This is a genomic window from Maritalea mobilis (genome assembly GCF_019800885.1).
GTDB lineage: Bacteria > Pseudomonadota > Alphaproteobacteria > Rhodobacterales > Rhodobacteraceae > Roseibacterium > Roseibacterium beibuensis.
In genome coordinates, this window is sequence record NZ_JAHVKE010000005.1 from 132,795 (window position 1) to 158,534 (window position 25,740).

Annotated in this window: 27 protein-coding genes; 11 read left to right on the forward strand and 16 right to left on the reverse strand. The window is 65.1% G+C overall.

Annotation, left to right across the window (positions count from 1 at the left end; genetic code table 11):
* Positions 1 to 27: 27 nt before the first annotated feature.
* The 7 genes from KUV65_RS16585 to KUV65_RS16615 all read right to left on the reverse strand — a co-directional run bounded on the left by KUV65_RS16585 (position 28) and on the right by KUV65_RS16615 (position 8,683).
* On the reverse strand, positions 28 to 1,350 hold the full coding sequence (locus KUV65_RS16585) for a M16 family metallopeptidase (RefSeq protein ID WP_222191849.1): 1,323 nt from the start codon (positions 1,348 to 1,350) through the stop codon (positions 28 to 30).
* On the reverse strand, positions 1,347 to 2,699 hold the full coding sequence (locus KUV65_RS16590; protein ID WP_222191850.1) for a M16 family metallopeptidase: 1,353 nt from the start codon (positions 2,697 to 2,699) through the stop codon (positions 1,347 to 1,349). The genes KUV65_RS16585 and KUV65_RS16590 overlap by 4 nt, the downstream gene beginning before the upstream one ends.
* 105 nt (positions 2,700 to 2,804) lie before the next feature.
* A complete protein-coding gene (locus KUV65_RS16595; protein ID WP_222191851.1) occupies positions 2,805 to 3,311 on the reverse strand; it encodes a DUF3035 domain-containing protein in 507 nt (168 codons plus the stop codon).
* A 49-nt stretch (positions 3,312 to 3,360) separates the two neighbouring features.
* Positions 3,361 to 3,834: a signal peptidase II gene (gene lspA / locus KUV65_RS16600; RefSeq protein WP_222191852.1), complete on the reverse strand. Its 474-nt coding sequence runs from the start codon at positions 3,832 to 3,834 to the stop codon at positions 3,361 to 3,363.
* A gap of 24 nt (positions 3,835 to 3,858) precedes the next feature.
* Positions 3,859 to 5,445: a bifunctional phosphoribosylaminoimidazolecarboxamide formyltransferase/IMP cyclohydrolase gene (purH, locus tag KUV65_RS16605; RefSeq protein ID WP_222191853.1), complete on the reverse strand. Its 1,587-nt coding sequence runs from the start codon at positions 5,443 to 5,445 to the stop codon at positions 3,859 to 3,861.
* Positions 5,446 to 5,483: 38 nt separating this feature from the next.
* Positions 5,484 to 7,250, reverse strand: a complete 1,767-nt coding sequence (locus KUV65_RS16610) for a heparinase II/III family protein (RefSeq protein ID WP_222191854.1) — start codon at positions 7,248 to 7,250, stop codon at positions 5,484 to 5,486.
* Between the two features lie 62 nt (positions 7,251 to 7,312).
* Positions 7,313 to 8,683 (reverse strand): RsmB/NOP family class I SAM-dependent RNA methyltransferase, encoded by a 1,371-nt coding sequence (locus tag KUV65_RS16615; RefSeq protein ID WP_222191855.1) that lies wholly within the window; start codon positions 8,681 to 8,683, stop codon positions 7,313 to 7,315.
* Between the two features lie 77 nt (positions 8,684 to 8,760).
* On the opposite strand from KUV65_RS16615, the gene KUV65_RS16620 reads away from it, so the two are divergent.
* On the forward strand, positions 8,761 to 8,946 hold the full coding sequence (locus KUV65_RS16620) for a DUF1674 domain-containing protein (protein ID WP_222191856.1): 186 nt from the start codon (positions 8,761 to 8,763) through the stop codon (positions 8,944 to 8,946).
* A gap of 7 nt (positions 8,947 to 8,953) precedes the next feature.
* Here the strand turns inward: KUV65_RS16620 and KUV65_RS16625 are convergent, their stop codons facing one another.
* Together KUV65_RS16625 and dapB are read right to left on the reverse strand one after the other, a co-directional pair.
* Entirely contained in the window at positions 8,954 to 9,334 is a 381-nt protein-coding gene (locus KUV65_RS16625) for a hypothetical protein (protein WP_222191857.1), read from the reverse strand.
* A gap of 63 nt (positions 9,335 to 9,397) precedes the next feature.
* Positions 9,398 to 10,210, reverse strand: a complete 813-nt coding sequence (gene dapB / locus KUV65_RS16630; protein WP_222191858.1) for a 4-hydroxy-tetrahydrodipicolinate reductase — start codon at positions 10,208 to 10,210, stop codon at positions 9,398 to 9,400.
* Positions 10,211 to 10,319: 109 nt separating this feature from the next.
* Here dapB and rbfA point away from each other — a divergent pair, with 109 nt between their 5' ends.
* The 5 genes from rbfA to KUV65_RS16655 are packed head-to-tail and all read left to right on the forward strand — an operon-like array spanning position 10,320 to position 13,904.
* Positions 10,320 to 10,751 carry a 30S ribosome-binding factor RbfA gene (gene rbfA, locus KUV65_RS16635; protein WP_222191859.1) on the forward strand — a complete coding sequence of 144 codons (432 nt, stop codon included), beginning with the start codon at positions 10,320 to 10,322 and terminating at the stop codon, positions 10,749 to 10,751.
* On the forward strand, positions 10,748 to 11,503 hold the full coding sequence (locus tag KUV65_RS16640) for a phosphodiester glycosidase family protein (protein WP_222191860.1): 756 nt from the start codon (positions 10,748 to 10,750) through the stop codon (positions 11,501 to 11,503). Before rbfA ends, KUV65_RS16640 begins: the two co-directional genes overlap by 4 nt.
* 36 nt (positions 11,504 to 11,539) lie before the next feature.
* Positions 11,540 to 12,445 carry a tRNA pseudouridine(55) synthase TruB gene (gene truB / locus KUV65_RS16645; protein WP_222191861.1) on the forward strand — a complete coding sequence of 302 codons (906 nt, stop codon included), beginning with the start codon at positions 11,540 to 11,542 and terminating at the stop codon, positions 12,443 to 12,445.
* 48 nt (positions 12,446 to 12,493) lie between these two features.
* Entirely contained in the window at positions 12,494 to 13,018 is a 525-nt protein-coding gene (locus tag KUV65_RS16650; RefSeq protein WP_222191862.1) for a DUF1643 domain-containing protein, read from the forward strand.
* The gene (locus KUV65_RS16655; protein ID WP_222191863.1) at positions 13,008 to 13,904 is read left to right on the forward strand and encodes an alpha/beta fold hydrolase; all 897 of its coding nucleotides are present in this window, start codon (positions 13,008 to 13,010) and stop codon (positions 13,902 to 13,904) included. Before KUV65_RS16650 ends, KUV65_RS16655 begins: the two co-directional genes overlap by 11 nt.
* On the opposite strand, the gene KUV65_RS16660 is transcribed toward KUV65_RS16655, so the two are convergent.
* Positions 13,901 to 15,445: a calcium-binding protein gene (locus KUV65_RS16660; RefSeq protein ID WP_222191864.1), complete on the reverse strand. Its 1,545-nt coding sequence runs from the start codon at positions 15,443 to 15,445 to the stop codon at positions 13,901 to 13,903. The two genes, KUV65_RS16655 and KUV65_RS16660, sit on opposite strands and share 4 nt — an antisense overlap.
* A 392-nt stretch (positions 15,446 to 15,837) precedes the next feature.
* Between KUV65_RS16660 and rpsO the strand changes: the two genes are divergently transcribed.
* The 4 genes from rpsO to KUV65_RS16680 all read left to right on the forward strand — a co-directional run bounded on the left by rpsO (position 15,838) and on the right by KUV65_RS16680 (position 20,461).
* Positions 15,838 to 16,107, forward strand: a complete 270-nt coding sequence (gene rpsO, locus KUV65_RS16665) for a 30S ribosomal protein S15 (RefSeq protein WP_222191865.1) — start codon at positions 15,838 to 15,840, stop codon at positions 16,105 to 16,107.
* A gap of 117 nt (positions 16,108 to 16,224) precedes the next feature.
* Complete coding sequence (locus KUV65_RS16670) at positions 16,225 to 17,199, forward strand: NAD(P)H-binding protein (RefSeq protein WP_222191866.1); 975 nt, start codon at positions 16,225 to 16,227, stop codon at positions 17,197 to 17,199.
* 183 nt (positions 17,200 to 17,382) lie between these two features.
* Positions 17,383 to 19,518 carry a polyribonucleotide nucleotidyltransferase gene (gene pnp / locus KUV65_RS16675; protein WP_222191867.1) on the forward strand — a complete coding sequence of 712 codons (2,136 nt, stop codon included), beginning with the start codon at positions 17,383 to 17,385 and terminating at the stop codon, positions 19,516 to 19,518.
* 316 nt (positions 19,519 to 19,834) lie between these two features.
* The gene (locus tag KUV65_RS16680) at positions 19,835 to 20,461 is read left to right on the forward strand and encodes a L,D-transpeptidase (protein WP_259553386.1); all 627 of its coding nucleotides are present in this window, start codon (positions 19,835 to 19,837) and stop codon (positions 20,459 to 20,461) included.
* 69 nt (positions 20,462 to 20,530) lie between these two features.
* On the opposite strand, the gene KUV65_RS16685 is transcribed toward KUV65_RS16680, so the two are convergent.
* A complete protein-coding gene (locus KUV65_RS16685) occupies positions 20,531 to 21,184 on the reverse strand; it encodes a peroxiredoxin (protein ID WP_222191868.1) in 654 nt (217 codons plus the stop codon).
* 236 nt (positions 21,185 to 21,420) lie between these two features.
* Between KUV65_RS16685 and KUV65_RS16690 the strand changes: the two genes are divergently transcribed.
* Entirely contained in the window at positions 21,421 to 22,854 is a 1,434-nt protein-coding gene (locus tag KUV65_RS16690) for an aldehyde dehydrogenase family protein (protein ID WP_222191869.1), read from the forward strand.
* A gap of 69 nt (positions 22,855 to 22,923) precedes the next feature.
* Here the strand turns inward: KUV65_RS16690 and KUV65_RS16695 are convergent, their stop codons facing one another.
* The 5 genes from KUV65_RS16695 to KUV65_RS16715 all read right to left on the reverse strand — a co-directional run bounded on the left by KUV65_RS16695 (position 22,924) and on the right by KUV65_RS16715 (position 25,633).
* Positions 22,924 to 23,574, reverse strand: a complete 651-nt coding sequence (locus KUV65_RS16695) for an RluA family pseudouridine synthase (protein ID WP_222191870.1) — start codon at positions 23,572 to 23,574, stop codon at positions 22,924 to 22,926.
* 81 nt (positions 23,575 to 23,655) lie between these two features.
* Complete coding sequence (locus tag KUV65_RS16700; protein ID WP_222191871.1) at positions 23,656 to 23,943, reverse strand: hypothetical protein; 288 nt, start codon at positions 23,941 to 23,943, stop codon at positions 23,656 to 23,658.
* A 10-nt stretch (positions 23,944 to 23,953) separates the two neighbouring features.
* Positions 23,954 to 24,157 (reverse strand): hypothetical protein, encoded by a 204-nt coding sequence (locus KUV65_RS16705; protein ID WP_222191872.1) that lies wholly within the window; start codon positions 24,155 to 24,157, stop codon positions 23,954 to 23,956.
* Positions 24,154 to 24,681 (reverse strand): DinB family protein, encoded by a 528-nt coding sequence (locus KUV65_RS16710; protein ID WP_222191873.1) that lies wholly within the window; start codon positions 24,679 to 24,681, stop codon positions 24,154 to 24,156. The genes KUV65_RS16705 and KUV65_RS16710 overlap by 4 nt, the downstream gene beginning before the upstream one ends.
* 97 nt (positions 24,682 to 24,778) lie before the next feature.
* Complete coding sequence (locus KUV65_RS16715) at positions 24,779 to 25,633, reverse strand: MBL fold metallo-hydrolase (protein WP_222191919.1); 855 nt, start codon at positions 25,631 to 25,633, stop codon at positions 24,779 to 24,781.
* Positions 25,634 to 25,740 lie beyond the last annotated feature (107 nt).

Sequence of the window (25,740 nt, forward strand, 5' to 3'; positions counted from 1 at the left end):
CTCGGCTGTGCCCCCCCGCCGCTTTGCCTAGCCGTCGCTTTGCAGGCCCTCGGGGCGCCCGACCACCACGAAATGCAGGTCCTCGGGGCGCAGGATGCGCGCGGCCACGCGGCGAAGATCCTCGATCGTGACGGCATTCACGCGGTCATTGCGCGTCGCGATGTAGTCCAGTGGCATGTCATCGGCCTGCATCGACGCAAGGATGCCGGCGATGCGGCCATTCCCATCGAACCGCAGCGGGTAGGCCCCGGTCAGGTAGCGCTGTGCGGCTGCGAGTTCTTCTTCGGTGATCGCGTTCTCGGCGATGTCGGCCCATTGCGCACGGATCACCTCGATGGCGTCGGCGACGAGGTCGTTCGAGGACGAAAACTGGCCCACGACGCGTGGCCCGTAATCGGCAAGCGAAAGATAGGACGAGATGCCGTAGGTCAGCCCGCGCTCGACGCGCACTTCCTGCATCAGGCGCGAGCGGAAGCCACCGCCGCCCAGAACCTCGTTCAGCACGAATGCCGGGAAGAAATCGGGGTCATCGCGGGCGATGCCCTCGTGGCCGAACACGGCGACCGATTGCGGCGAGGGGAAATCGATGACCGTTTCACCGCCCGAGAGGCCCCACTCGGCCTGTGTCGGCATCGGCGCACCCTCCGCCGGCAGGTCGCCGAGGATGCGGTCGATGAGAAGGCCAAGCTCCTCTGCCGTGATGTCGCCCGCCGCCCCGACCACCACGCGGTCGCGCGCCAGGGTCGCGTCATGGGCTGCGACGAGGTCATCGCGGGTCAGGGCCGAGACGCTTTCGACCGTCCCTTCGAGGGCGGAACCATATGGGTGGTCGCCATATCCAAGCGCATTGAAGGTGCTGGAGGCGATGTCATCGGGGTCGCGGCTATTACCTTCGATGATCGAGATGACCTGACCGCGCACGCGCTCGATCGAGTCCTCGTCAAAGCGCGGCTCGACAAGGGCGGCGCGCAAGAGGTCGGCCGCCGCATCCCGGTTCTCGGTCAGCATCTGGGCGCTAACCGTCACCGCATCACGATAGGCACCGAAGCTGAAACTGGCGGCCATCCCCTCGGCGGCCTGGGCGAAGGCGGTCGAATCCATGTCGCCCGCGCCTTCTTCAAGAAGGCCGGTCATCAGGTGGATCGCGCCGCGCTTGCCCTCGGCATCCAGCGAAGCGCCCCCGACGAACCAGATCTCGATAGCGACGAACGGGTTGCTGTGATCCTCGACCAGCCAGGCGTCGATACCGCCGGGCGAGGTGATGTCCTGCACGTCGATCTCGGTCGCCGAAAGCGGGGTCGAGACGAGCAGGGTCAGGGCCGTGAACAGCCCGGTCAAACGGGGGATCATTGGGTCATCTCCTCGGTTGCGGGCTCTTCGGGTCGGGTCAGGTACCCGGTGACAGAGGTCGTTTCGGTGAACAGGCGCTGCGCGGCCGCCATCACGTCGTCGATGGTGGTTTCGGCCAGAACATCCGGCCACGCCTGCACGTCGGCGACGGTCAGGCCGCTGGTCAGGGCCGTCCCGTAGCGGCGGGCCAGACCTTGGGTGTCGTCGGCGGAATAGATGGCGTCCGCCTGGATCTGGAACTGGATACGGTCGAACTGGTCAGGGTCCACACCCTCTTCGAGGAAGGCGGCGATGGCCGCGTCGAGGTCGGCTTCGGCCTCTTCCAGCGACAGGCCGGGCAGCGGAACGTTGACCACCGAAAAGGTCGAGGGGTCGAGGCTGGTCGCGTCGTAATAGGCCGAGGTGAAAATCGAGCGGGGGTTTTCAAGCTCCAGCCGTTGCGACAGTTCCGATGTGGTGCCGGACCCGCCGAGGATTGCCGCCAAGAGGGTCAGGGCCGCGGCCTCCTGCTGATCGCCGGGGCGTCGCACCGGCGCGAGGTAGTTGCGCGCGACATAGGGGTTCGCGACGCGCTCGTCCGCAAGGACAAAGCGGCGGTCCGCGATGTGCGGCGGTTCGCTTGGGCGCGCGCGCTCGACGATCTCGGGGTTGGCGGGGATCGGGCCGTAATGTTCCTCGGCCAGTGCCAGCACCTCGTCGGGGGTGACGCCGCCTGCGACGACCAGGATGGCGTTGTTCGGCGCATAATGCGCGTCATAGAAGGCGCGCGCGTCCCCGATATCCAGCTCTTCCATCTCGTGGCGCCAGCCGATGATCGGGACGCCGTAGGGGTGGTTCAGGAAAAGTGCCGCGCGCATCTGTTCGTTGAACAGGCCGCCGGGGCTCGAGTCCGTGCGTTGCGCACGTTCTTCGAGGATCACGCTGCGTTCGGTCGTGATCTCGTCCTCGATGAACTGGAGGTCCACCATGCGGTCGGCTTCCATCTGCATCATCAGGCCGAGGCGGTCCGCGGCGACGCGCTGGAAATAGCCGGTGTAATCCCAACTGGTGAAGGCATTGTCAGAGCCGCCGTTCTCTTCGACGATGCGGCTGAATTCGCCTGTTTCAAGCTCGTCGGTCGCCTTGAACATGAGGTGTTCGACGAAATGCGCGATCCCGGACACGCCGGGCGGTTCGTCTGCCGCCCCGACCCTGTACCAGACCATGTGCACCACGGCCGGGGAATTCGGGTCTTCGATCACCACGACATCCATGCCGTTTTCGAGCGTGAATTCGCTTACGGTTTCGTCCGCCAGCACGAGGGCGGGCGACAGGGCAAGACCGAGCCCGAGAATCAAGCGACGCAACATGCGCATCCTCCGCATTGACCACATGACAGAATAAATATGGGGCTGCGGCCCGGCATCAACGGATGTTGACGCAAGCGTGACGCGATCGGGGCGTGACCCGTTGCGTCACTGGGCTGGCGGAGCCGTGGGCGTGCGGACGCCCGCGCGTCGCAGACGTTCCAGCTCGGCATACTGGTCCAGCGACATGCTGCGATAGGCGCGGAAGTACACTGTCGTGCCGAACATGCGTTCCAGCAACCGGCCATCATTGCGGCGGCGGAATTCCTCGTCTTCGGCGGCAAGGGTGGGCCGGATGTTGGGGCTGACACCGAACCGGGTGGCGTGCTGGATCAGGCCAGCCGATCCGCGCGCGGCGCGCGTCGGGTTGCCGCCAAGGGCCGCGATTGCGTCCCCCTCGGGGTCGGGATCGGCAAGGTTGCGCGCGCCCGGCGTCGGCGCGGGCAATTCGCGCAGGTTGTCGGGCATTTGCAGCGGTTCGTTCGGGACAACGGAAAACTCGTCTGGCCCGGCCTCACGGTTGGTCAGGTTCATGAGCGTCGGCGTCCCGCCGCTACAGGCCGCAAGGGCCAGCAAGGCGACACCGAGAATCGCAGATGTTGTCAGACGCGTCATGCGGCCCTCCTTTACGCGGCCACGGGTCTAGCGCAAACGCAGTGATCCGTCACGGGGTCATCTTGGAGGTATCGGCAAAGATCAGCAAGCCGATGGCCCCGCCGACGATTCCGACATCCGCGATGTTGAAGGCAAAGGGGTTGTCGATCCCGCAGCAGGACATGTTGAGAAAGTCGATGACCGCCCCTTGCGTCACCCGGTCGAGCGTGTTGGCCAGCGCACCGCCGATGACGGCCCCGGCAGACAGGAACGAGATTCGGCGGTGCATGCCGTTCTTGGCCCACCACAAGAGCCAGGCCGAGATCACGAGGGCGATTCCGATCAGCAGGTAGCGCGTGGTCTCGGGCCCGCCTGCAAACAGGCCGAAATTGATGCCCGTGTTGTAGCCGAGATGGAACACGAGATAGGGCGGAAACACCTCGATCACGCCCTGCTCGACCAGACCGGCCCAATGCAGGACGAGATACTTGCTGATCTGGTCGAGGGCGAACCAGACGATGGCCGAGATGTAGAGTAGCCGCATCGCTTTACCTGTCGCTTGCTCCGGTCAGTGGCGGAAGTGGCGCATGCCGGTGAAGAGCATGGCAAGGCCGGCCTCGTCGGCGGCCTCGATCACCTCGGCGTCGCGCATCGATCCGCCGGGCTGGATCACAGCCGTCGCGCCCGCCGCCGCAGCGGCCAGCAGACCGTCAGGGAAGGGGAAGAACGCGTCCGAAGCCACGACCGACCCCTTGGCGAGGCTTTCGGGCAGGCCGCAGTCGCGGGCCATGCGCTCGGCCTTCAACGCCGCGATGGTCGAGCTGTCCACCCGGCTCATCTGGCCCGCCCCGATGCCGACCGTTGCCCCGTCGCGGACATAGACGATGGCGTTGGATTTGACGTGCTTGGCGACCGACCAGGCAAAGACCATGTCGGACATCTCTGCCGCCGACGGGCGCCGCTTGGTCACAGGCTTGAGGTCTTCCTCGTCGATGCGGCCGGTGTCCTTGTCCTGCACAAGCAGACCGCCCGACACCTGCCGAACGGTCAGGGGCGTGTGGCCGGGGTTCGGCAGCCCGCCGGTCGTCAGCAGCCGCAGGTTCTTCTTTGCGGCGAAAACGGCCTTGGCCTCGTCGGTCGCTTCGGGGGCGATGACGACCTCGGTGAAGATCTCGACGATTTTCTCGGCGGTCGCGGCATCCAGCGTCTGGTTCAGCGCGACGATCCCGCCGAAGGCACTGGTGCGGTCACAGTCGAAGGCGCGCATATAGGCCTCGGTCAGCGTCTTGCCGCGCGCGACGCCGCAAGGGTTGGCGTGCTTGATGATCGCGCAGACCGGGCCATCCTCGGGGTTGAACTCGGCCACCAGTTCAAAGGCCGCGTCGGTGTCGTTGATGTTGTTGTACGACAGCTCCTTGCCCTGGTGCTGCACGGCGGTGGCGACACCGGGGCGCGAGGCATCCTCGACATAGAACGCCGCCTTCTGGTGCGGGTTCTCGCCATAGCGCAGGGTCGAAGACAGCGTGCCCGCAAAGGCGCGACGACGCGGCGCGAATTCGTTGGTGGCCCCGGCCATCCAGTTGGACACGGCGGCGTCATAGGCGGCGGTCCGGGCATAGGCCGTCTGGGCGAGGCGTTGACGCAGCGCATAGCCGAGCGCGCCGTCGTTTTCCCCCATCTCCGACAGGATCGCGGCGTAGTCCTCGGTATCGACGACAACGGCGACATGGGCGTGGTTCTTGGCCGCGGCGCGGATCATGGCAGGGCCGCCGATATCGATATTCTCGATGCAGGTGTCGTAGTCGGCGCCCTTCGCGACCGTTTCCTCGAACGGGTAGAGGTTCACGACCAGCATATCGATGCCGCCGATCCCGTGTTCTTCCATCGCGGCGACGTGCTCGGGGTTGTCGCGCAGTGCCAGAAGGCCGCCATGCACCTTGGGATGCAGCGTCTTGACCCGGCCATCCATCATCTCGGGGAAGCCGGTGACCTCGGCCACGTCGATCACGGTCAACCCGGCGTCACGCAGGGTGCGGGCCGTGCCACCCGTCGACAAAAGCTCCACCCCGCGACCGGCCAGCGCGGTGGCGAAGTCGACCAGGCCGGTCTTGTCGGAAACGGAAAGGAGGGCGCGGCGCACGGGCACGAGTGTCATCAAAGGGGTTCCTTAAGCTTGGTCGCGGCTTTGTCGCCTCAGGCGCGGGAAAAGCCAACCGGCGCGGGCAGGAAGGCGGTGGGGCGCGCAAGGCTCCAACTGATGGCGTTGCCATAGCCTTTCATGCGGGCGGTGAGAACGATTTGTTTTGTCGCGCGCGGCTTCAGGCGGGCGCTGTCGAGGTAAACCGAGGGCTGCAGGCTGAGTTCGGCGGAACTGGTGTGACGGAAAACCCATGTCTCGCCCGAGGCCAGTGTCAGCGACACGGCGGTGCCGCCAAGGTCCATCTCGGCCTCGACATCGGGGTGAAGGTGGAAGCGGAGGGTATACTTGAGACCAAGGCCGCGCGGCAGGCGCCTATAGACCCGGTCGAGGCGCAACCGATCCGCGCTGGTCATCGCGGCCAGCGCATCTTCGCCCCGCAGGAGCGAACCGTTGTCTTCCAGCGTGAGGCTGCGCAGATGGATCAGCCCGTGTGTCTTGCGCCAGCCGTCATGCGACAGGGCAATGCCCGCGGCGCTTTTCATCGAAGATTCCTGCACCGCCACGTCGCTTGGACCATCGGCGAAAGGCTGCTTCTCGGGGGCGATGCCCGATGCCTTCGGGGCCAGTCGCGAGGACGAGTACCCTTCGAGGCAAAGTGTCGAATGGCTGACCGTGGCACGCCCCGCGCGTCGCCAGTCGGCACTGAACCGAGCGCCCGATCCACAACTGACGATCAGCGGCTCGGACCCGCTGGTCAGCTCGAAAGCCAGCGTACTGGCATGGGCATTGGCGCTGCGCGGCCCCTGCATCGGCAAGGCCGCGTCGATGATAACGGAGACGTTGTCGGTCGCCAGCCGGGCAAAGCCCATGGCTAGCCCCCTGGTGTTGGACGGGCGCACGCGGCTTTGCACGAGCGCGCTGACCAGCCGCCCCGGTGCGCCGCGCCCGCCACCATGGGCGCGCACGAGGCCGCCATCGACATGGCGCAGGCTGCGCAGCGTCGGGGCAATCCGGGCGATGGCCGTGTTCACCGCCGGGTCCGGCTCCTTCCCGGTATCTGACAGGATCTGCATCACCCAGGTGAGCAGGATGAACACCTCTAGCAATTCTTCCGGGTTTCGCGTGACGATGCCGCCGGATGCGTCGATTTCCTGCGCGCATTCCTGCGCCAGCGCGCGCAGTGCGGGGTCGAGTTCGGGTTCCATCCCGATCAGCGTGCAGGCCGAATAGATCAGCCCGGTCAGCGCCTCGAACCGCGGCAGGCCCGGAGAGGCCTTGCGCCAGCGCCGTTCAAGGAACCGGGCTTGCCTTCCGAGGGTCGTGATGAACCGGCGGGTATCTGCCGATTCCATGCCGTTCATCAGGAAAAGGGCGTGGCTGATCCACCGAATCTGGCGCCGTCCGGTCAGATCGGGGGTCCAGCCCGGACCCGCGCCGCGCCCATAGCGCCGCATCCAGTCGATAAGCCAGCTTTGAGCGGTGGCACGGCCATCGTCATTCGGGATCGCGGCGAGATCGTCCAGCCAGTCGAACCCGTGCAGCGACTCCTCGAATAGGTCGTTGGGGGGCGCGATATCCCACGGGCTTTGCCCGGGCGCTTCGATCAGGGCGCCCCCCATGCGGTAATTTCCCGCCATCAACTGGCGTCCGCGGGCCGCCGAGCCGGGAAAGCGGGGCTCTGGCCGCCAGTAAAAGCCGCGCACGCGACCGCTGAACCCGGCGCTCAGCGCGGCAAGCCGATTGGCCACGCGGCCGCCGGTGCCGGGCCGTGGGCGGGGCGCCGCAGACGGTGAAGGATCGCTGAGATGCGTGTCGGACATGTGGCCCGGTTTCTGCTCGGGATTATGATTGGCGCCAAGACTACCGTGCCCCCGCGTGGGAGTCACGCAGCAGCCGCGTCCTTCACGAGGCAGGCCATGTAGAACCCGTCGATCCCGCCGCGGTCCGGCCAGAAATCGGGCCGCAAGCGCAAGCCGCCTTCGGCGCTGGCCCACTTCGGATCGCCGCCAAGCGTGGCGGGGTCGGCGGGCAGGACGGACAGGCCGGGGTGGCGCTTGACCGCTGCGGTGACCTGATGCTCGCCCTCGACCGGCAGCAGGGAGCAGGTGCAATAGACCAGCCTGCCGCCCGGTTTCAGAAGGGTCAGCGCGTGGTCGATCATCCGCATCTGAAGGCGCGTCAACTCTTCGACCTCGTGCCATTTCTTGACGAAGGGCAGGTCGGGATGGCGGCGGATCGTGCCGCTGGCGGTGCAGGGCGCGTCCAGCAGGATGCAGTCATAGGGCCCGCCTGCATGGTCGAAGGCATCGCCGACGACGATTTCAGCGCCGAGGCCGGTCCGCAGGAGGTTCTGGCGCAACTTGTCGAGGCGGGTATCGGACAGGTCCAGCGCCGTGACCTGCGCCCCGGCGGCGGCCAGTTGCAGGGTCTTGCCGCCCGGAGCTGCGCAAAGGTCGAGGACGCTTTTCCCCGATACGTCGCCCAGCAGGCGCACAGGCAGGGCGGCGGCGGCATCCTGCACCCACCAGTCGCCCTCGGCGTAGCCGGGCAGGGCGCTGATCTGGCCAGGCTCGACCATCCGCAGGCTGCCGGTCGGCACGCGCTCGGCTCCCGGCAGGTCGGTATCGGTATGCTTGGGCGTGATGTCGACTGGCGCCCCCTTTTCATGCGCGGCTTCGATCGCGCGAAGCACCTCGGCCCCCCAGCGTTTCTTGACGGGGCCACCGATCCACCCGGGAAGGCGTTGCGGTGTATGATCCTGCCACATCTCCGCGCCGGCCTCGGCAATGCGGCGCAGGACAGCGTTGACCAATCCCGCCGCGCGTTCGGTGCGTCGGCTTCCGCGCGCGATGGTGACCATCGCGTTGACCGTGCCGTGGGCTTCTTCCTGCGCGATCAGCAACTCCGCCGCCCCAAGGCGCAGAAGGGCAAGGGTGGCCGGTTGCGGCTTGCGCTCGACGAATTGCGCGATCACCGCGTCCAGCGGTTCGACATGGCGCAAGACCATCATCACAAGGCGCATTGCGCGCGCGGCCTCGGGCGGGGCAAGACCGGCGGCTTGCGGCAGGTGGGCCAGCATCCGTTTCTGGCGCAGCACCTGGTCGAGGGCCGAAAGCGCCGCTTGCCGCGCGACCAGACTGCGGTCCGGCGATTGCGGTGCGCGTCCGGCCATGCGACGCCCTGAGGGGCGGCGTTTACCTCGCCCGCCGGTTTGCGTGTTGCCGCTGCCCTTGCCGCGCCCTTCGGTCGCCATGCTTGCCCAAGTCCTTGTCTGAAAACCCCAGCGGCGTATATCAGGGCCAGCTTGCGCACAAGCCGGAGACGACTTTCATGGCCGACACCACCGATACCCCGCAGGATCTGCCGCCCGCTGCACAGCGCGCGCTGGCCGAAGCCGAGGAGCGCCGCAAGAAGGCCAAGGAATTGGACCTGCCCGTCGAACTTGGCGGCCGCGACGGGCCCGAGCCGGTGCGCTACGGCGATTGGGAAAAGAAGGGCATCGCCATCGATTTCTGACGTCTGCTCAGCGCAGGGTCAGATCGGCGAATTCACCTGCGCCCTGGTCCGACGTGAAGCGCAGGGTTTCACCCGACACTTCGACCACCTGGCAATTGAAGCCCAGATCCTCGGACCCGAAGTAGAGGTCGCGGCAGAAATAGCCTTCGTTCCAGTTCCACGCCCCCGTCACCCGCGTGCCGAACGCGCGGCCGACGATCTGACCGTCCGGCGTCACCGTCAAGCGGATGCCAAAGCGGCTAAGTTCACGTCCTTCGACAAGGCGCACGAAACTGTCCCGCGTGGTGAGCGTCGAGAATTCCTCGGCCATCGCCGTGTTGGCGGTGCCTGTCATGCCCAGCAGCACTCCGGCGCAAAAGGCGGCCGGACCCGTCAAATGGCGCAGCATGGTCCATTCTCCCTGTTCGGTTGTCGCGTTCCGAAGCGGGAGATAGCGGGTGGACGCAGGCGATCAAGCGAGGCCGAGAACGCTTGCCATAGAGTAGTGGCCGGGGCCTTTCCCTTGCCCCCAAAGCGCGGCTTTCAACGCACCGCGTGCAAAGATGGCGCGGTCGGTGGCAACGTGGCGCAGGATGATCCGCTCGCCCGCGCCTGCGAAGATCACGTCATGTTCGCCGACGATATCACCCCCGCGAATGGCCGAGAAACCGATATGCCCGGCCTCGCGTTCGCCGGTGATGCCGTCGCGGCCCCGGTCCGAGACATCGTTCAGCGCCACGTTGCGCCCGGCGGCGGCGGCCTCGCCCAGCATCAGCGCGGTCCCCGAGGGGGCATCGACCTTGTGCTTGTGATGGGCCTCGACGATTTCGATGTCGAAATCCTCGTCCAGCGCGGCGGCAACCTGTTGCGTCAGGCGGGTCAAAAGGTTCACGCCAAGGCTCATGTTGCCGGCGCGCACGATGGTCGCGTGGCGGGCGGCGGCGTCGAGCTTGGCGATATCCTCGTCCGTCAGGCCGGTGGTGCCGATCACGTGGACCGTCCGCGCCTGCGCGGTCAGCTCGGCATGGGCCAGGGTCGCAGCAGGGGTCGTGAAATCGATGACCGCTTGCGCCTTGACGATCAGGTCCAGCGGATCGCCGTAAACCGGCACCCCCATGCTGGGACGCCCAAGGCAGTCGCCCAGATCGCGACCGATCCAGTCATGCCCCGGCCGTTCCGACACGCCGACAAGGGTGGCCCTGTCGCTTTGCGTGACCACATCGACCAGCATGCGCCCCATGCGGCCCGAGGCGCCCATCACCGCTATTTTGACCTGATCGCTCATCTGTGACTCCTTCTTTGGCATTTTTCCTAGCGGAACGGCGGGATGGCGGAAAGGCGTCGCTTGCGACGGGCCTGTCGATGCCATACCTGCTGCAAGTAAGGAGGCCGACATGGGCAAGAACAGGCATCACGAAGGAAGCGGCCCCTCGCAGCGACAGTTGCGGGTTGGGGAGCTTATTCGCCGGACGCTATCGGACGTGCTGGCGCGCGGTGACGTGCATGATCCGGAGTTGAACCGTATGTCGATCACGGTGGGCGAAGTGCGCACCTCGCCTGACCTGAAGATCGCGACGGTTTATGTCATGCCCCTTGGTGGCGGGGAACGCGCCGAGGCGATCGACGCGCTCAAGCGCAACCGCGGTGAATTGCGGCGCGCGCTGATGCGGGACATGACGCTGAAATACGCCCCGGACCTGCGGTTCCTGATCGACGAAACCTTCGACCAGATGGATGCGACGCGCCGCCTGTTTCAGGATGAAAAGGTGCGTCGGGACATCGAGGCGCCGGACGCGGAGGATGCCTCCCCGGAGGACAAGGCATGATCCGCGAAGTCCTGTTGTCGACCTTTCTGGCGGCCATCCCGGTTGCCGGGCAGGCCTGCGAGACGGTCGAGTTCGACAATGCGCCCTTCACCTTCTGCGAGATCGACCTGAGCGAGACCGAACTGCGCCTGTTCCTTCGTGATCGGCAGGGCGCGATTCTGGGCACCTTCGCGCGGGTCGAGGCCGCGTTGGGTGAGGGGGAGCGGCTTGGCGTTGCGATGAACGCCGGCATGTTCCATGACGACCGGTCGCCGGTCGGCCTGTACATCGAGGATGGCGAGCAGGAGATGCGGATCGTCACCTCGGACGGCCCGGGAAATTTCGGCCTGCTGCCGAACGGCGTGCTGTGCCTGAACGATCATGAGGCCGACGTGATCGAAAGCCGCCGGTTCGCCGAAAATCCGCCCGAGTGCCAGTACGCGACCCAATCCGGCCCGATGCTGGTGATCGACGGCGACTTGCATCCGCGCTTTCTGGCCAGCGGCACCAGCCTGAATATCCGCAACGGCGTGGGCATCAGCGCGGATGGCGAACGCCTGTTCCTCGCGATCTCGGACGAGCCGGTGAATTTCCACCATTTCGGGCGCTTCTTCCGCGATTATCTCGAAACGCCGAACGCGCTCTATTTCGACGGGCGCGTGTCGCGCCTGCATGCGCCGGGGATCGGACGGTCGGATCTCGGCTTTCCGGTGGGGCCGATCATCGGGGTTGTCATGGACGACACCGTTGACGGCGCAGAACCTGCGGAGTAGCAGACCGCCCTTCCACGAGAACCTCGGAGGGCTGTGATGGCACGCAAGCGCAAAGGACGGGACATTTCCGGCTGGGTCCTGATCGACAAACCGGCGGGCATGACCTCGACCGCCGTGGTCGGAAAGGTGCGCTGGGCGTTCGAGGCGAAAAAGGCCGGCCATGCCGGCACGCTCGACCCCGATGCCACCGGCCTGCTGCCCATCGCGCTGGGCGAAGCGACCAAGACCATCCCCTATCTGGGCGATGCGCTGAAAGCCTATGATTTCCTGGTGAAGTTCGGTGCGTCAACCACGACAGACGATGCCGAGGGCGAGGTTCTGGAAACATCCGATGCACGCCCAAGCGATGCCGAAATCGAAGCGGCGCTTCCGTCTTTCGTTGGCGATATCCGGCAGGTTCCGCCGCAGTTTTCCGCCGTCAAGGTCGATGGCGCGCGGGCCTATGACCTCGCCCGGGAGGGAGAGGCCCTGGAGCTTGAGGCGCGCGATCTGTACGTGGACGAGCTGACGCTGACCGAACGCCCCGACCCGGATCATGCGCAGCTGCATTTCGTGTGCGGATCGGGCGGCTATGTCCGCTCGATCGCGAGGGACCTCGGCCAGCAGCTTGGCTGTTTCGCCCATGTCGTGAATCTGCGGCGCACCTGGGTCGGGCCGTTCGACATCGAGGACGCGGTCACGCTGGACAAGATCGTCGAGTTGGAACGCACCCCCGAGATCGACAGCCTTCTGGCGCCGGTTTCGCTCGCCCTCGATGGTTTGCCGGAGTTGAAGCTGACCGAACAGGGGGCGATCCGGTTGAAGAACGGCAATCCGGGGCAGGTCCTGCCGGGGAACGTGGAATATGGCGATCTCGCCTGGGCGTCGTTTGACGGCAAGCCCGTGGCGGTCGGTCGTTTCCGCGCCGGAGAGTTGCACCCGGAGCGGGTGTTCAACCTTTGACACCGGGGCCCCTTTTCCCGGGGTCTCAAGCCGATTACCAGTTTGGCCATGATCCTGCGTGAACATCAAAAGGGCGACGCGGCCTCGGTCGCGGCCTATTCTGATTGCGAGCGGTATCGGTATTCGCTGACCCGGGTCTGGGACGCGGATGGCCGCCGCGCCCTGTTCATCATGCTGAACCCGTCGACGGCGACCGAGGTTCAGAACGATCCCACCGTCGAACGCTGCGAGCGCCGCGCCCGGGCGCTGGGGTTCGGGGCCTTCCGCGTGCTCAACATCTTTGCGTGGCGCGCCACCGACCCGCGCGACATGCGCAAGGCGGAAGACCCGGTCGGGTTGGCCAATGACGCCGCGATCCTCGACAGCCTCGACTGGGCCGACCAGGTGATTTGCGCCTGGGGCACCCATGGCGCGCATCTGGATCGCGGGGCGAAGGTCGAACGGCTGTTGCGCGATGCCGGGGCCGAGTTGTTCCATCTCGGATTGTCCAAGGCCGGTCATCCGAAGCATCCGCTCTATATCGGCTACCACGTGCAGCCGACGCCGTGGGAGGGCTCAGCAAATGGCGATTGAAGGGTTCACGCAGTCGCGCATCGAAACCAACGGGATCGAGGTGAGCGTGCATCAGGCCGGACGGGGCGAGCCCCTGATCCTGCTGCATGGCTATCCGCAAAACCACATGTGCTGGGCCAAGATCGCGCCGCGTCTGGCCGAGCGGTTCCACGTGATCGTGCCGGATTTGCGCGGCTATGGGGCCAGTGATGCGCCGCAGACCGATCCCGAGAACCGCACCTATTCCAAGCGCGAGATGGCGAAGGACATCGTGGGCCTGATGGATGCGCTGTCTATCGAACGCGCGCATGTGTTGGGCCATGATCGCGGCGCGCGCGTGACCTATCGGCTGGCGCTGGATCACCCGCAGCGGATCGCGCGGATCGGTATCATCGAGATCGTGCCAACCGGCGATTTCTGGGCCGCGTGGAACGCGGAGTTGGCGATGAAGGCCTATCATTGGACCTTCCTCGCGCAGCCCAGCCCGCTGCCCGAACGCATGATCCTGTCGGATGGGCCGGGCTATATCGACTGGACGCTGGCAAGTTGGACCGTGGCGTGTGACCTTGCACCCTTCGCGCCGGATGCTTTGGACAGCTACCGGGCGCAGGGCGGCGACCCGGTGCGCGTCGCCGCGATGTGCAATGACTATCGCGCCGGGGCGACGATCGACCGGGCGATCGACGACGAAGACCGCGCCGCAGGCCGGCAGATCGCAGCCCCGCTGCATTTCGTGTGGTCGGATCATGGGTTTCCATCGCGCACGGGCAACCCGTTGGACCTGTGGCGATCCTGGGCGCCGCATGTGACGGGAAGCGAGATCGCCGACTGCGGGCATTTCGCCATGGAAGAGGCGCCCGATGCCGTGCTCTCGGCCGTGTTGCCGCATTTCACGGCGGCTGGTTAGGCGGGTTCCAGCTCCATCTCGGTCAGTTCGACCAGGGCCGGGTCCAGGCCTTGCGCGCCCACGACATGCAGGATGACCTCGCCGTTGAGCAGGATATCCGCGCCGTTTCCATCCGCGAAATCGACGATGGTGATGTCCGGGTTTGGGGTCAGGTCGGGGTCGTAAAGTACCTCGATGACATCCTCTGCCGGGTCGAAATCGGTCACGGTGCCCGCGTCGTCCCCCTCGGCGATATAGCCGCCCGAAGCGAATGTGTCGCTGCCGTCGCCGCCGGTCGCCAAATCCCCGGCGCCAAGGACAAGGATATCGTCGCCGTCCCCGCCGGAGAGCGTGTCGGCATCGTCTTCATCCGTTGGGCCGAACGCGCCATCGCCGCTTGAGAACGTGCCGTCGATCCTGTCATCGCCGCCCCCGCCCGAGAGACTGTCCGCGCCGAACCCGCCTTGCAGGAAGTCGTCGCCGTCGCCGCCATCCATGGTGTCGTCGCCACCCCCGCCGAACAGAAGGTCGCCATCCGCGCCGCCGCTCACGCTGTCATTGCCGTCGCCACCGACGAGGAAGTCGTTGCCGTCCCCACCGGACAGCGTGTCGTCGCCCTCGTCCCCGTAGGCTTCGTCATTTCCGGTCTGGCCGGAGATCTGGTCATTGCCCTCGTTGCCGAAGAGGGCGTCATTTTCGCTGCCGCCATCGAGAACGTCATCGCCACTGCCGCCCGTGATCGCGTCTTCGCCGCCTTCACCGAACAGGCTGTCGATCCCTTCGCGGCCGCGCAGCACGTCGTCGCCCGTGCCGCCATTCAGCAGGTCGTCGCCGGCATAGCCATCGATGGTGTCGTCCCCGTCGCCGCCCGAGATCGTGTCGTCGCCGGGGGTGCCGTCCAGAACCTCGCCCTCCGCGTCGGGCGGGGCGAGCATGACCACTTCGATGGCCTCCAGATTGCCGAGGGTGACGCCATCGAGGAAGGTCACGGGCACGCCATTCGCCATGACCAAGGTGCCATCGGGATTGGTGTCGGTGTCGAGCGTGATGTCGGGGGCGTCGGCATCCTCTCCGATGAAATCGAGGATCAGGCGGTCGGTGGCCGGGTCGAAATCGGTCACGCTGGCCGCCACGGTGCCATCGGGCAGATCGACCGTTGCAAGCACCTCGAAAATGTCCGCCCCGTCGCCGCCGCTGGCCATGTCATCGGCACCGAGGATCAGGTGGTCGTCTCCGGCTCCGCCCTCCAGCGTGTCGGCGCCATCGCCCCCGTCGAGGGTATCGTCGCCCGCGCCGCCGTTCAGAACGTCGTCACCGCCGAGCCCCGTAATCTCGTCGTCGGCGTCGGTGCCGGTCAATTCGTCCGGGTCATCCGACCCGAACAGGAGATCCGCAAGGCCATTGCCACCGCCGTCCTCGCCCGTGTCGGAAGCGGAGCCAATGTCGTCCTCTGGCGTGGGGTCGTCCGTGTCGCTGTCACCGGCTTCGTCGCCCGAACCGATCAGGCCGGTCGCGGCAAAGCCCATGAACAGCAAGGCAAGAAATCCTCCGGCGGCAAGCATTTTTCAGGTCCTCGTTTGGTGAGACATGGCTATGAGTGGCTGCATGCCCTTCTGACTATGCTCACCGGGTCTGTCCGGTCGTGCCGCCGATCATGCGACCCCGTCCGATGCCGGTCTGGGTTCGGATTTTCAACGCCAAGTGTTTCATAATTCCTAACCGGGGTCGCCAATGCGGCGGCAGTTTGTCCGAAAATTGCCGGGCTTTGGACGTTGTGGTCAACGCGCAACGCCAAAGTTGGTTAATGCAGCCAACTGGGCGAAGCAGGGGGGCTAGGCAAACCGGGACAAATGCAGTATCCGCCCCCATCCGGTCGCGCCACGCGTCCGAATCCCTCCACGGGCCTTGCTGGACGACATCCCGGCTTGTGCCATGATCCTGAAAGGAGACCCCGATGTCGATTACTGCGGAAGAAAAGACCCGCCTGATGAAGGAATACGCCACCAAGGACGGCGACACCGGTTCGCCCGAAGTGCAGGTGGCCATCCTGACCAGCCGTATTTCCACGCTGACCGAGCACTTCAAGACCCACAAGAAGGACAACCATTCGCGTCGTGGCCTTCTGAAGCTGGTCGCTCAGCGCCGTAAGCTGCTGGATTACCTGAAGGGCAAGGACGAGGGCCGCTACCAGGACCTCATCAAGCGCCTTGGTATCCGTCGCTGATCCCATCCCGCATGGGAAGATCTGGAAAGGCCGTCCGTTTCGGGCGGCCTTTTTGCGTCGCGCGGGCGCGACCCATTTGCCGATTGCGCCGCCCTGACGGGCGCTTAGGCTGCCGCCATGGAAGATACGCAGACACGTCAGGGAAAACGGGTGCTGCTGGTCGGTGGGACCGGCAGCATCGGGCGCGCCACCGCGGCGGCGCTCATCGCAGACGGTCATGAGGTGACCGCGCTGGTTCGACCGGGGGCAGATACATCGGCCCTGCAGGCCTGCACCCTTGTATCGGGCGCGGCCACCGATGCATCCGACAGGCGTGCCGCGCTGACCGGAGGGTTTGACGCGGTCGTCTCCTGCCTCGCGTCGCGGACCGGTGCGCCGAAGGATTCCTGGGCCATCGACTATCAGGCCCATTCCGACCTGCTGAAAGACGCGCAGGAGGCTGGCGTCGGCCGGTTCGTCCTGCTTTCGGCAATCTGCGTGCAAAAGCCGCTTCTGGCCTTTCAGCAGGCCAAGCTGGCCTTCGAAGAGGAATTGCAGGCCTCCGGTCTGACATTCTCGATCGTTCGCCCCACGGCGTTTTTCAAATCGCTGTCGGGCCAGATCGACCGGCTGAAGGCGGGCAAACCTTTCCTTGTCTTCGGGAACGGAGAGCTGACCGCCTGCAAGCCGATCAGCGATGCCGATCTCGGCACCTATATCGCACGCTGCCTGGTCGACCCCGGCTTGCAGAACCGTGTCTTGCCGATTGGCGGCCCGGGTCCGGCGATCACCCCGCTGGATCAGGCAGAAATGTTGTTCGATCTGCTGGGGCAGGAGCCGAAAATCCGCCATGTCACACCTCGCCTGCTGGATGCGATCATCGGGGCGCTGTCGCTGGCGGGGCGTGTGTCGCGCAAGGCAGCCGAGAAGGCGGAACTGGCGCGTATCGGGCGGTACTATGCCACCGAGTCCATGCTGGTGCTCGACCCCGCCACGGGACGTTACGACGCGGACGCCACCCCGGAATTCGGCGAGGACACGCTGCGCGAGCATTACCGCAAACTCCTGCAAGGGGAGATTGCGGATGATCGTGGCGCGCACGCGGTCTTCTGAGACGTGCCTCAACTGGACAAGGCCCTTTCAAACGTGGCCTATCTCCTGTATGGCCCCCCACATCTGAGACGTGACGCTCTGACCCCGGCGCATGGAATGATGAGGGGGTCGGCGGCAATGGGGCCGCCATGAAAACGGGAGACCCGACAGGGGTTGGGAGTGCTCCCCGATAGGAAACGATTGATGTTCAATATCTCGAAGAAAAGCATGCAGTGGGGGGAAGAGACCCTCACGCTCGAAACGGGCAAGATTGCCCGTCAGGCCGACGGTACCGTTATCGCCACACTGGGCGAGACCTCGGTCATGGCGAACGTGACGTTCGCCAAGGAACCCAAGCCGGGGCAGGATTTCTTTCCCCTGACGGTTCACTACCAGGAGAAATACTACGCCGCGGGCAAGGTGCCCGGTGGCTTCTTCAAGCGCGAGGCGCGTCCGACCGAAAAAGAGACGCTGACCGCGCGCCTGATCGACCGCCCGATCCGCCCGCTCTTCGTGCCGGGCTTCAAGAACGAAGTCCTCGTTATGTGCACCGTGCTGTCGCATGACCTGGTCAACGACCCCGATATCGTCGCGATGATCGCGGCCTCGGCGGCGCTGACCATTTCGGGCGCTCCGTTCCGTGGCCCGATCGCGGGCTGCCGCGTCGGTTTCGAGGATGGCGAATACATCCTGAACCCGACGGTCGACGACATGCACGACCTGCGCAACAACCCCGACCAGCGTCTGGACCTTGTTGTCGCCGGCACCAAGAACGCCGTCATGATGGTCGAGTCGGAAGCCTACGAGTTGTCCGAGGCCGAGATGCTGGGCGCGGTGAATTTCGCGCACGAGCAGATCCAGCCGGTGATCGACCTGATCATCTCGCTGGCCGAAGAAGCCGCGAAAGAGCCGTTCAACTTCACCCCGCCCGATTACTCGGACCTCTACGAGGCCGTGAAAGCCGCGGGCGAAGCCAAGATGCGCGACGCTTACGCGATCCTCGACAAGCAGGAACGCCAGTCGGCCGTGTCCGCCGCCAAGGAAGAGATCATCGCAGGTCTTTCCGAGGAGCAGCAGGAAGATCCGAACCTCGGTTCCGCACTGAAAAAGCTGGAATCGACGGTCTTGCGCTCGGACGTGGTCAAGAACGGCCGCCGCATCGACGGTCGCGCACTGGATGAGGTTCGCCCGATCGTCTGCGAAACCGGCCTTCTGCCCCGGACGCATGGCTCGGCCCTGTTCACCCGCGGGGAAACGCAAGGCCTGGTCGTCACCACGCTGGGCACCGGCGATGACGAGCAGATGATCGACGCGCTGCAAGGCACCTATCGGTCGAACTTCCTGCTGCACTACAACTTCCCGCCCTACTCGGTCGGTGAAGTGGGTCGTGTCGGCTCGCCCGGTCGTCGTGAAATCGGCCACGGCAAGTTGGCATGGCGCGCGCTGCAGGCTGTTCTGCCGGCGCCGACCGATTTCCCCTACACGATCCGCGTCGTGTCCGAGATCACCGAGTCGAACGGTTCGTCCTCGATGGCGTCGGTCTGCGGCGGCTCTCTGTCGATGATGGATGCGGGCGTGCCGCTGAAGGCGCCGGTCGCTGGTGTGGCCATGGGCCTCGTCCTCGAAGAAGACGGCTCCTACGGGATCCTGACCGATATTCTTGGCGACGAGGATCACCTCGGCGACATGGACTTCAAGGTCGCGGGCACCGAGAACGGCATCACCTCGCTCCAGATGGACATCAAGGTGGCCGGCATCACGCCCGAGATCATGGAGAAGGCCCTGGCCCAGGCCAAGGCCGGCCGGATGCACATCCTTGGCGAGATGGCCAAGGCGCTGACCGAAGCGTCCGAGTTCTCGGTCCACGCCCCGCGCATCGAAACGATGCAGGTGCCCACCGACAAGATCCGTGAAGTGATCGGTTCTGGCGGCAAGGTCATCCGCGAGATCGTGGAAGTCTCGGGTGCCAAGGTCGACATCAACGATGACGGCATCATCAAGATCGCCAGCCCCAACGGCGAAGCCATCGAAAAGGCCCGCGAGATGATCCATTCGATCGTCGCCGAGCCGGAAGAAGGCAAAATCTACAAGGGCAAGGTCGTGAAGATCGTCGATTTCGGCGCCTTCGTAAACTTCTTCGGCAAGCGTGACGGCCTCGTGCATGTCAGCCAGATCGAGAACCGCCGCCTGAACCATCCGTCTGACGTTCTGAAGGAAGGTCAGGAAGTGTGGGTCAAGCTGCTTGGTTTCGACGATCGCGGCAAGGTCCGTCTCGCCATGAAGATGGTCGACCAGGAGACCGGCAAAGAGATCGCGAAAGAAGACGCGGCGGCAGACTGACGCCACGCTATCCGCGTTTTGACACTGTTACGGGCGCGTCCAGACCGGGCGTGCCCGTTTCCTTTGACGGTGAAATCCTGCGATGCATAGCGCGCGTTGACTCGCGCAAACGCGGGGTATGACGCCGTCGCCTGAAGGGGGCCTGTCTCGACCGGGAAGAGTCTTGCCGACGGGTGGCAAGATTCGGCAGGAGCGAATCTGCGCGCAACACTGACCGAAAAGTGAGAGTGTTGGGACTTGTCCACAGGAACTTGAGGCCGCAAAAGGGGTTTGCTTTGCAGAGCGATTCCGAAGTTTGACCAGAGGAGGTGAGCCAATGCTGACTCGCCGTCATTTCATCATCACGTCCGCGGCCCTGTTTTCGGGGCCGATTGCCATGCCGGCCTTTGGTCAGGACGCGGTCGATTTCGACTTCGACCAAACCGTCGAGCGGCCTGATCCGCAGGGCGATAACCCGTGGGGGCTGCATCCGCGCTTCATGCCGACACGCGTGGCGCACCGCGCTGGCCTGCGCCCGGGCGACATCCATGTCGATCCGGTCCCGAAATACCTCTACCACATCGGCGATGACGGCACCGCGATGCGCTACGGCGTGGCGGTGGGGCGCTCCGGTCTTCAAAGCCCAGGCACCTACACCATCAATCGCAAGGTCGAATGGCCGAGCTGGACGCCCACGGCCAACATGATCGCCCGCGAGCCCGAGGTTTACGCGCAGTTCGCCGGTGGCGTGCCGGGCGGTCCCGAGAACCCGTTGGGGGCCCGCGCGCTGTACCTCTATCGCGGCGGGGCCGACAGCTACCTGCGCATCCACGGCACGCCGCAGCCCTGGTCGATCGGCACCTCGGCAAGCTCTGGCTGTGTCCGCCTCGTCAATGACCACGTCATCCAGCTCTACGAGAACGTAGAAATGGGAACGCGTGTCACGCTGCATTCGCCGCGCTGACGGCGGCCGTTTCCAAAAGGAAAGGCCCCCGATAATTCGGGGGCCTTTTTCTAGGGCTCTGTGCCTGGATCAGGCAGGCATCTTGGTCGTGCGGAGATAGGGCAGCTTGACGTCGATCTCGCCGAATTTCTCTTTGGCGGCGGCATCGTCCAGCGACAGGGCCACGATGACATCCTGGCCATGCACCCAGTTCGCGGGCGTCGCGATCGGCACGTTGTAGCACGCTTGCAGGGCGTCGAGCGCGCGCAGCACTTCGGCAAAGTTGCGGCCGACCGACATCGGGTAGGACATCATCAACTGCACCTTCTTGTCGGGCGAGACGATGAACACGACGCGCACGCTGGCCGAGTCGGCGGCGGTGCGGCCATCGGGCAGGTAGGCCTCCGACGGCAGCATGTCGAGCGCCTTGGACACTTCAAGCGACTCGTCGGCGATGATCGGGAAGGCGGCCTCGGCGCCGGCAAAGCTTTCGATGTCGGACTTCCACTGCTTGTGCTCTTCGACGGCATCGACGGACAGGCCGATCACCTTCGTGTTGCGCTTGGCCCATTCGTCGGCCAACTGCGCCACGGCGCCGAACTCGGTCGTGCAAACCGGGGTGAAATCCTTGGGGTGTGAGAACAGGATCATCCACGAGTCACCGATGTAGTCATGCATCGAGATCGTGCCCTGGTCGGTTTCGACGGTCAGGTTCGGAAAGGTATCGTTAATGCGCAGAGCCACGGCGGGCCTCCTGTGTTGGTTACCATTGTCAAATGAGAGTATAGGTAAGTGCTGTGACGGTTTCACGGGTGCAAGTCTGGAATCATTCCAGAAAAGGATGTGCATAATGCCGCACCTGCAAAATCGGCACATGTATCCTTCATCGCCTAGCTCAGCGAAACGCCTGTTTGATGCCTGCGCGGCTTGCGGCTGGCCTGTCGTGGTGACAGGCTCGGGCCAGCGAAAGGGAGGCAAAGATGCCCAACAGCACCGATTTCTACATCAATGGCAAATGGGTCGCGCCGATCCGGCCCAAGGATTTCCCGGTCATCAACCCGGCCACTGAAGAGGTCTGCGCCACGATCAGCCTTGGCGAGGAGGAGGACACGAACGCCGCCGTCGCCGCCGCCTCGGCCGCCTTTGACGGCTGGTCCATGACCGACCCGGCCGAGCGTATCGCCGCGGTCGAACGCTTGCTTGAAATCTACAATCGCCGTGCCGACGAGATGGCCGAAGCGATCAGCCTTGAAATGGGCGCACCCATCGATTTCGCCCGGCAGCAACAGGTCGGCGCGGGCTCGTGGCATCTGGAGGGGTTCATCCAGGCCGCCAAGGCGTTCGAATGGGACCGCCCCTTGGGCGACTGGGCCCCGGGCGAGCGCGTTTTTCACGAACCGATCGGCGTCTGCGCGCTGATCACGCCGTGGAACTGGCCGATGAACCAGATCACGCTGAAGGTGGCGCCGGCGCTTCTGGCCGGGTGCACCATGGTTCTGAAACCATCGGAAATCGCGCCGCTGTCCGGCCTGCTCTTCGCTGAGATGATCGACGAGGCCGGTCTGCCCGCTGGCGTGTTCAATCTCGTGAACGGGGATGGTCCGGGTGTTGGCAGTACCCTGTCCGCGCATCCCGAGGTCGACATGGTCAGCTTTACCGGCTCGACCCGGGCGGGTCGCCTGATCTCCATCGCAGCGGCCGACACGATCAAGCGCGTCAGCCTCGAACTCGGCGGCAAGGGCGCGAACATCATCTTCGCCGATGCCGGCGAAAAGGCGGTCAAGCAGGGCGTCATTCGCTGCTTCAACAACACCGGCCAAAGCTGCAACGCGCCGACGCGCATGCTGGTCGAACGCTCGCGCTATGACGAGGCCGTGGAACAGGCCGCAGCGGCCGCGCAATCCATCACCGTCGGTGCGTCCAGCGAACCGGGTCGCCATATCGGCCCCGCCGTCAGCGAGGTGCAGTTCAACAAGATCCAGGACCTGATCCAGACGGGGATCGACGAAGGCGCGCGCCTGGTTGCCGGTGGCACCGGTCGCCCCGAGCACCTGAACCGCGGCTATTTCATCCGCCCGACCGTCTTTGCCGATGTCACCCCGGACATGACGATCTACCGCGAGGAAATCTTCGGCCCGGTCCTGTCGATCCTGCCATTCGACTCGGAAGAGGATGCCGTTCGGATCGCGAATGACACTGATTACGGCCTGACGAACTATGTCCAGACGACCGACAAGGACAAACTGCGCCGGGTCGCCCGGCGTCTGCGCTCGGGCATGGTTGAATGCAACGGCAAGGGCCTCGGCAAGGGTAGCCCGTTCGGCGGGTTCAAGCAGTCCGGTAACGGACGCGAAGGCGGCGCCTTCGGCTTGCACGAATTCCTCGAGGTCAAGACCGTCACCGATTGGGACTGAAGTCAGGACGTCACATTCACGGAAACGGCCCCAATCGGGGCCGTTTTTCATTTGCGATCCACCAATCTGTCAGAACGGGACTTTTGCGCTGAAACTCATTCCCATTCCGCCGTCCGGATGCCGCAGTTTCAGGCTTTCGGCATGAAGCATGAGGCGGGGGAAATCGCGCGCCGGCCCCTCGGCATAGAACGGGTCGCCAAGGATAGGGTGACCGATTTCCTTCATGTGAACCCGGAGCTGATGCGACCGCCCCGTCAGAGGGAACAGGCGGATGCGGGTCGTGCCGGCCTCGTGCCGGACCACGCGCCAGTCGGTCTTGGCAGGTTTGCCGTTCTCGAAATCGACATGCTGCTTGGGCCGGTTGGGCCAATCCACAATCAGCGGCAGGTCCACGGTGCCGGTCTTGTCCTGCACCTCGCCCCAAAGGCGCGCGTGGTAGACCTTCTTCATGTGGCGCCGCTCGAACTGCAGGCCAAGATGCCGCTGCGCCGCCGGGGTCCGGGCAAAGACCATGACGCCCGACGTGTCCATGTCCAACCGGTGCACCAGCAACGCCTCGGGGAAAGCGCCCTGAAGGCGCGACATGAGGCAATCGGCCAGGTGCTCGCCCCGACCCGGCACGGACAAAAGCCCGGCCGGTTTGTTCACGAGGATGATCGACGCATCCTCGTGGAGGATATCCAGCGGCGTGTCGGGTGGGGCGTAAACGAAATCTGTCATCGCGCCCCTATGTGGCCCCTCCCGCGAGGGTTGCCAAGGCGCGGTGTCGGGGATGTCGCGTGATGGGATCGTCGTCGCTGCCTAGTCGATGCCTCCTGCGGCCTCGTTTCCGGCGACCATCGCCTGGATCGCCGCCATCGCGATCAGAACCGCCGTCAGGAAGAACAGGGTCTGGCGGTCCTTCCGGTCCGCGGGGTTCTTCAGCCAGAACCCCAGTTGCCGGATGAAGCCCCCGGTCGAGGGGATACCCGCGCCCGAGCGTTCCACTTCGCGCTCGCGGAACAGGAACAGCGTGCGGAACATCAGCCCGGCCCACGCCAGAAAGACGAGGGCCATCGTTACCAGCCGAATGATTAGTCCCGTGTTCATGATTTTCTCCTTACTTTTTGCCCGATCTGCGTAACTTGATCAGGCTGGAAATGGCCGAGCCGCCGAAAAACGCCGCCGCGATCAGGCCGATTTCCAGCGACGCGATGCCGGAAATGCCGTTCAACCCGTAGGCGGCGGCCAACAGGGCAAGCCCGCCGAGGCTGATGGCAAGGCGCAATTTCAACTCGCCGCGACTGGGTCCGAACCGGCTCATGCGTGATAGGGGTGCGCGCTGGGGTGGCGGTCATAGGCGAGATGGAACTCGTCCAGTTGCGGCGGCGCGACCCCGAGCGATTGCAGCTGCACATGCGCCTGTCCCCGGTGGTGGATCTGGTGCTGAAAGAGATGCAGCAAGAGGGCATCCACCCGTTCTTCGAATGCCCCGTCGCGGCGAATGGTCTGGCGGTGTTCGGCCAGCTGGTCTGGCGTCAGGTCGTGGCAGAACCTGGCAAGGCGCAGATCGGCTGCGCTTTGCAACCCCGCAAGCGCCTTTGGGTCGGTGACGGGATCGCGGTCATAGACGGCGCGTCCCAACCCACCCGCTTCGAGCGCGTCGATATAGAAAAGGTCCACCTCGTAGATATGGTTGAGCGTGTCGCAGAGCGTGGAGAAGAAACCCGGCGCCGGGGCGGTGAAGGCGCCGTCCGGCAATCCCTCCAAGGCATGATGGAAACGGGCGTTCGCCCAGGCATTGTTGAGCGCCATCAGGGCGTAGGGATGCGCGGCTTTCGTCGTCATGGCGGCCCTTTCGGTCGGGGTCGATGCGGGCAGTGTAGCGTGTCGCGGTGCCTTTACCTTGATCTGGAGCGGTTTTGGCGCGACTTGTGCGACCCGCTCAGCGCTTTGGCCTGATCTCCATCCCGTCACGCCCGATGATGACCTCGCCGCCGAAATGACCGTCCATGGCAGCGCGCCAATCCGCCTCGGAAATGCCGGGGTCGTCGGCCGGGACAAGGTGGTGCAGGGCGAGGGTCCGCACCGCCGCCATCTCGGCGATCCGGGCGGCATCGCGGGCCTCGGTATGGCTGCGCACGATGTGTTCCTTTAGCCGCGCGCCATTGCCCGTGCGTGCCACGAGCCGGTCGACGCCTGCCTCGAGCATGGCCTCGTGAACCAGAATGTCCGAGCCGCGCGCGAACTCGGCCAGCGGCGGGAAATAGGCGGTGTCGGACGAAAAGGTCACCGACCAGTCCGCGCTGTCGAAGCGCAGGGCGAAGCAGTCTGTGACGGGCGGGTGGTCGACGCGCATCGCGCGCACGGACAGGCCATCAATCTCCAACGGCCCGTCCTCGATATCCCGCACCTGCACGAGATCCCGGATGTCGGGGCGGCCTTCATCCTCGATCCGCAGGTCGATGTCGTAGGAGAGGGAGGCGCAAAACCCCTCCCATACGCCCCTTGTGCCCTTGGGTCCGTAGATCGTGACGGGCGTGGCAAGGCCGGTGGTCCATGCCGTGTGCAACAACGGTCCAAGCTCCAGCACATGGTCCGAATGCAGATGCGTGATGAAGATCAGGTCGAGATCCTTGAGCGAGAGGCCCGCCTCGACCAACCCCTTGCTGACGCCCAATCCGCAATCCACGACGCAGATGCGACCCCCGATGCAGAGCAAGGACGCGGTCGGCATCGGCCCGCCTGGGCGGATCGCGGGCCCGCCTTTCGTTCCCAAGAGAACGAGCCTGTCTGAAATCGCTTTGCCCATCGGCGCCTCTCCATCCACTGTGGTGCCGGCAAGGTCGGCCGGACGCCCCGCATTGTCCAGAGGCGACCGACAAAGGGGTGCCCGCCCGGGCAAGG

What these genes read in the sequence shown, in the direction of transcription:
- dapB (WP_222191858.1), bottom strand. Translation starts at nt 10,210, where the DNA reads ATGAGCGATCAGGTCAAAATAGCGGTGATGGGCGCCTCGGGCCGCATG.
- KUV65_RS16625 (WP_222191857.1), bottom strand. Translation starts at nt 9,334, where the DNA reads ATGCTGCGCCATTTGACGGGTCCGGCCGCCTTTTGCGCCGGAGTGCTG.
- KUV65_RS16700 (WP_222191871.1), bottom strand. Translation starts at nt 23,943, where the DNA reads ATGAACACGGGACTAATCATTCGGCTGGTAACGATGGCCCTCGTCTTT.
- KUV65_RS16650 (WP_222191862.1), top strand. Translation starts at nt 12,494, where the DNA reads ATGATCCTGCGTGAACATCAAAAGGGCGACGCGGCCTCGGTCGCGGCC.
- KUV65_RS16655 (WP_222191863.1), top strand. Translation starts at nt 13,008, where the DNA reads ATGGCGATTGAAGGGTTCACGCAGTCGCGCATCGAAACCAACGGGATC.
- KUV65_RS16615 (WP_222191855.1), bottom strand. Translation starts at nt 8,683, where the DNA reads ATGGCGACCGAAGGGCGCGGCAAGGGCAGCGGCAACACGCAAACCGGC.
- rpsO (WP_222191865.1), top strand. Translation starts at nt 15,838, where the DNA reads ATGTCGATTACTGCGGAAGAAAAGACCCGCCTGATGAAGGAATACGCC.
- KUV65_RS16620 (WP_222191856.1), top strand. Translation starts at nt 8,761, where the DNA reads ATGGCCGACACCACCGATACCCCGCAGGATCTGCCGCCCGCTGCACAG.
- KUV65_RS16610 (WP_222191854.1), bottom strand. Translation starts at nt 7,250, where the DNA reads ATGTCCGACACGCATCTCAGCGATCCTTCACCGTCTGCGGCGCCCCGC.
- purH (WP_222191853.1), bottom strand. Translation starts at nt 5,445, where the DNA reads ATGACACTCGTGCCCGTGCGCCGCGCCCTCCTTTCCGTTTCCGACAAG.
- KUV65_RS16670 (WP_222191866.1), top strand. Translation starts at nt 16,225, where the DNA reads ATGGAAGATACGCAGACACGTCAGGGAAAACGGGTGCTGCTGGTCGGT.
- lspA (WP_222191852.1), bottom strand. Translation starts at nt 3,834, where the DNA reads ATGCGGCTACTCTACATCTCGGCCATCGTCTGGTTCGCCCTCGACCAG.
- KUV65_RS16680 (WP_259553386.1), top strand. Translation starts at nt 19,835, where the DNA reads ATGCTGACTCGCCGTCATTTCATCATCACGTCCGCGGCCCTGTTTTCG.
- KUV65_RS16710 (WP_222191873.1), bottom strand. Translation starts at nt 24,681, where the DNA reads ATGACGACGAAAGCCGCGCATCCCTACGCCCTGATGGCGCTCAACAAT.
- truB (WP_222191861.1), top strand. Translation starts at nt 11,540, where the DNA reads ATGGCACGCAAGCGCAAAGGACGGGACATTTCCGGCTGGGTCCTGATC.
- KUV65_RS16590 (WP_222191850.1), bottom strand. Translation starts at nt 2,699, where the DNA reads ATGTTGCGTCGCTTGATTCTCGGGCTCGGTCTTGCCCTGTCGCCCGCC.
- KUV65_RS16595 (WP_222191851.1), bottom strand. Translation starts at nt 3,311, where the DNA reads ATGACGCGTCTGACAACATCTGCGATTCTCGGTGTCGCCTTGCTGGCC.
- pnp (WP_222191867.1), top strand. Translation starts at nt 17,383, where the DNA reads ATGTTCAATATCTCGAAGAAAAGCATGCAGTGGGGGGAAGAGACCCTC.
- KUV65_RS16695 (WP_222191870.1), bottom strand. Translation starts at nt 23,574, where the DNA reads ATGACAGATTTCGTTTACGCCCCACCCGACACGCCGCTGGATATCCTC.
- KUV65_RS16640 (WP_222191860.1), top strand. Translation starts at nt 10,748, where the DNA reads ATGATCCGCGAAGTCCTGTTGTCGACCTTTCTGGCGGCCATCCCGGTT.
- KUV65_RS16690 (WP_222191869.1), top strand. Translation starts at nt 21,421, where the DNA reads ATGCCCAACAGCACCGATTTCTACATCAATGGCAAATGGGTCGCGCCG.
- KUV65_RS16585 (WP_222191849.1), bottom strand. Translation starts at nt 1,350, where the DNA reads ATGATCCCCCGTTTGACCGGGCTGTTCACGGCCCTGACCCTGCTCGTC.
- KUV65_RS16705 (WP_222191872.1), bottom strand. Translation starts at nt 24,157, where the DNA reads ATGAGCCGGTTCGGACCCAGTCGCGGCGAGTTGAAATTGCGCCTTGCC.
- KUV65_RS16660 (WP_222191864.1), bottom strand. Translation starts at nt 15,445, where the DNA reads ATGCTTGCCGCCGGAGGATTTCTTGCCTTGCTGTTCATGGGCTTTGCC.
- rbfA (WP_222191859.1), top strand. Translation starts at nt 10,320, where the DNA reads ATGGGCAAGAACAGGCATCACGAAGGAAGCGGCCCCTCGCAGCGACAG.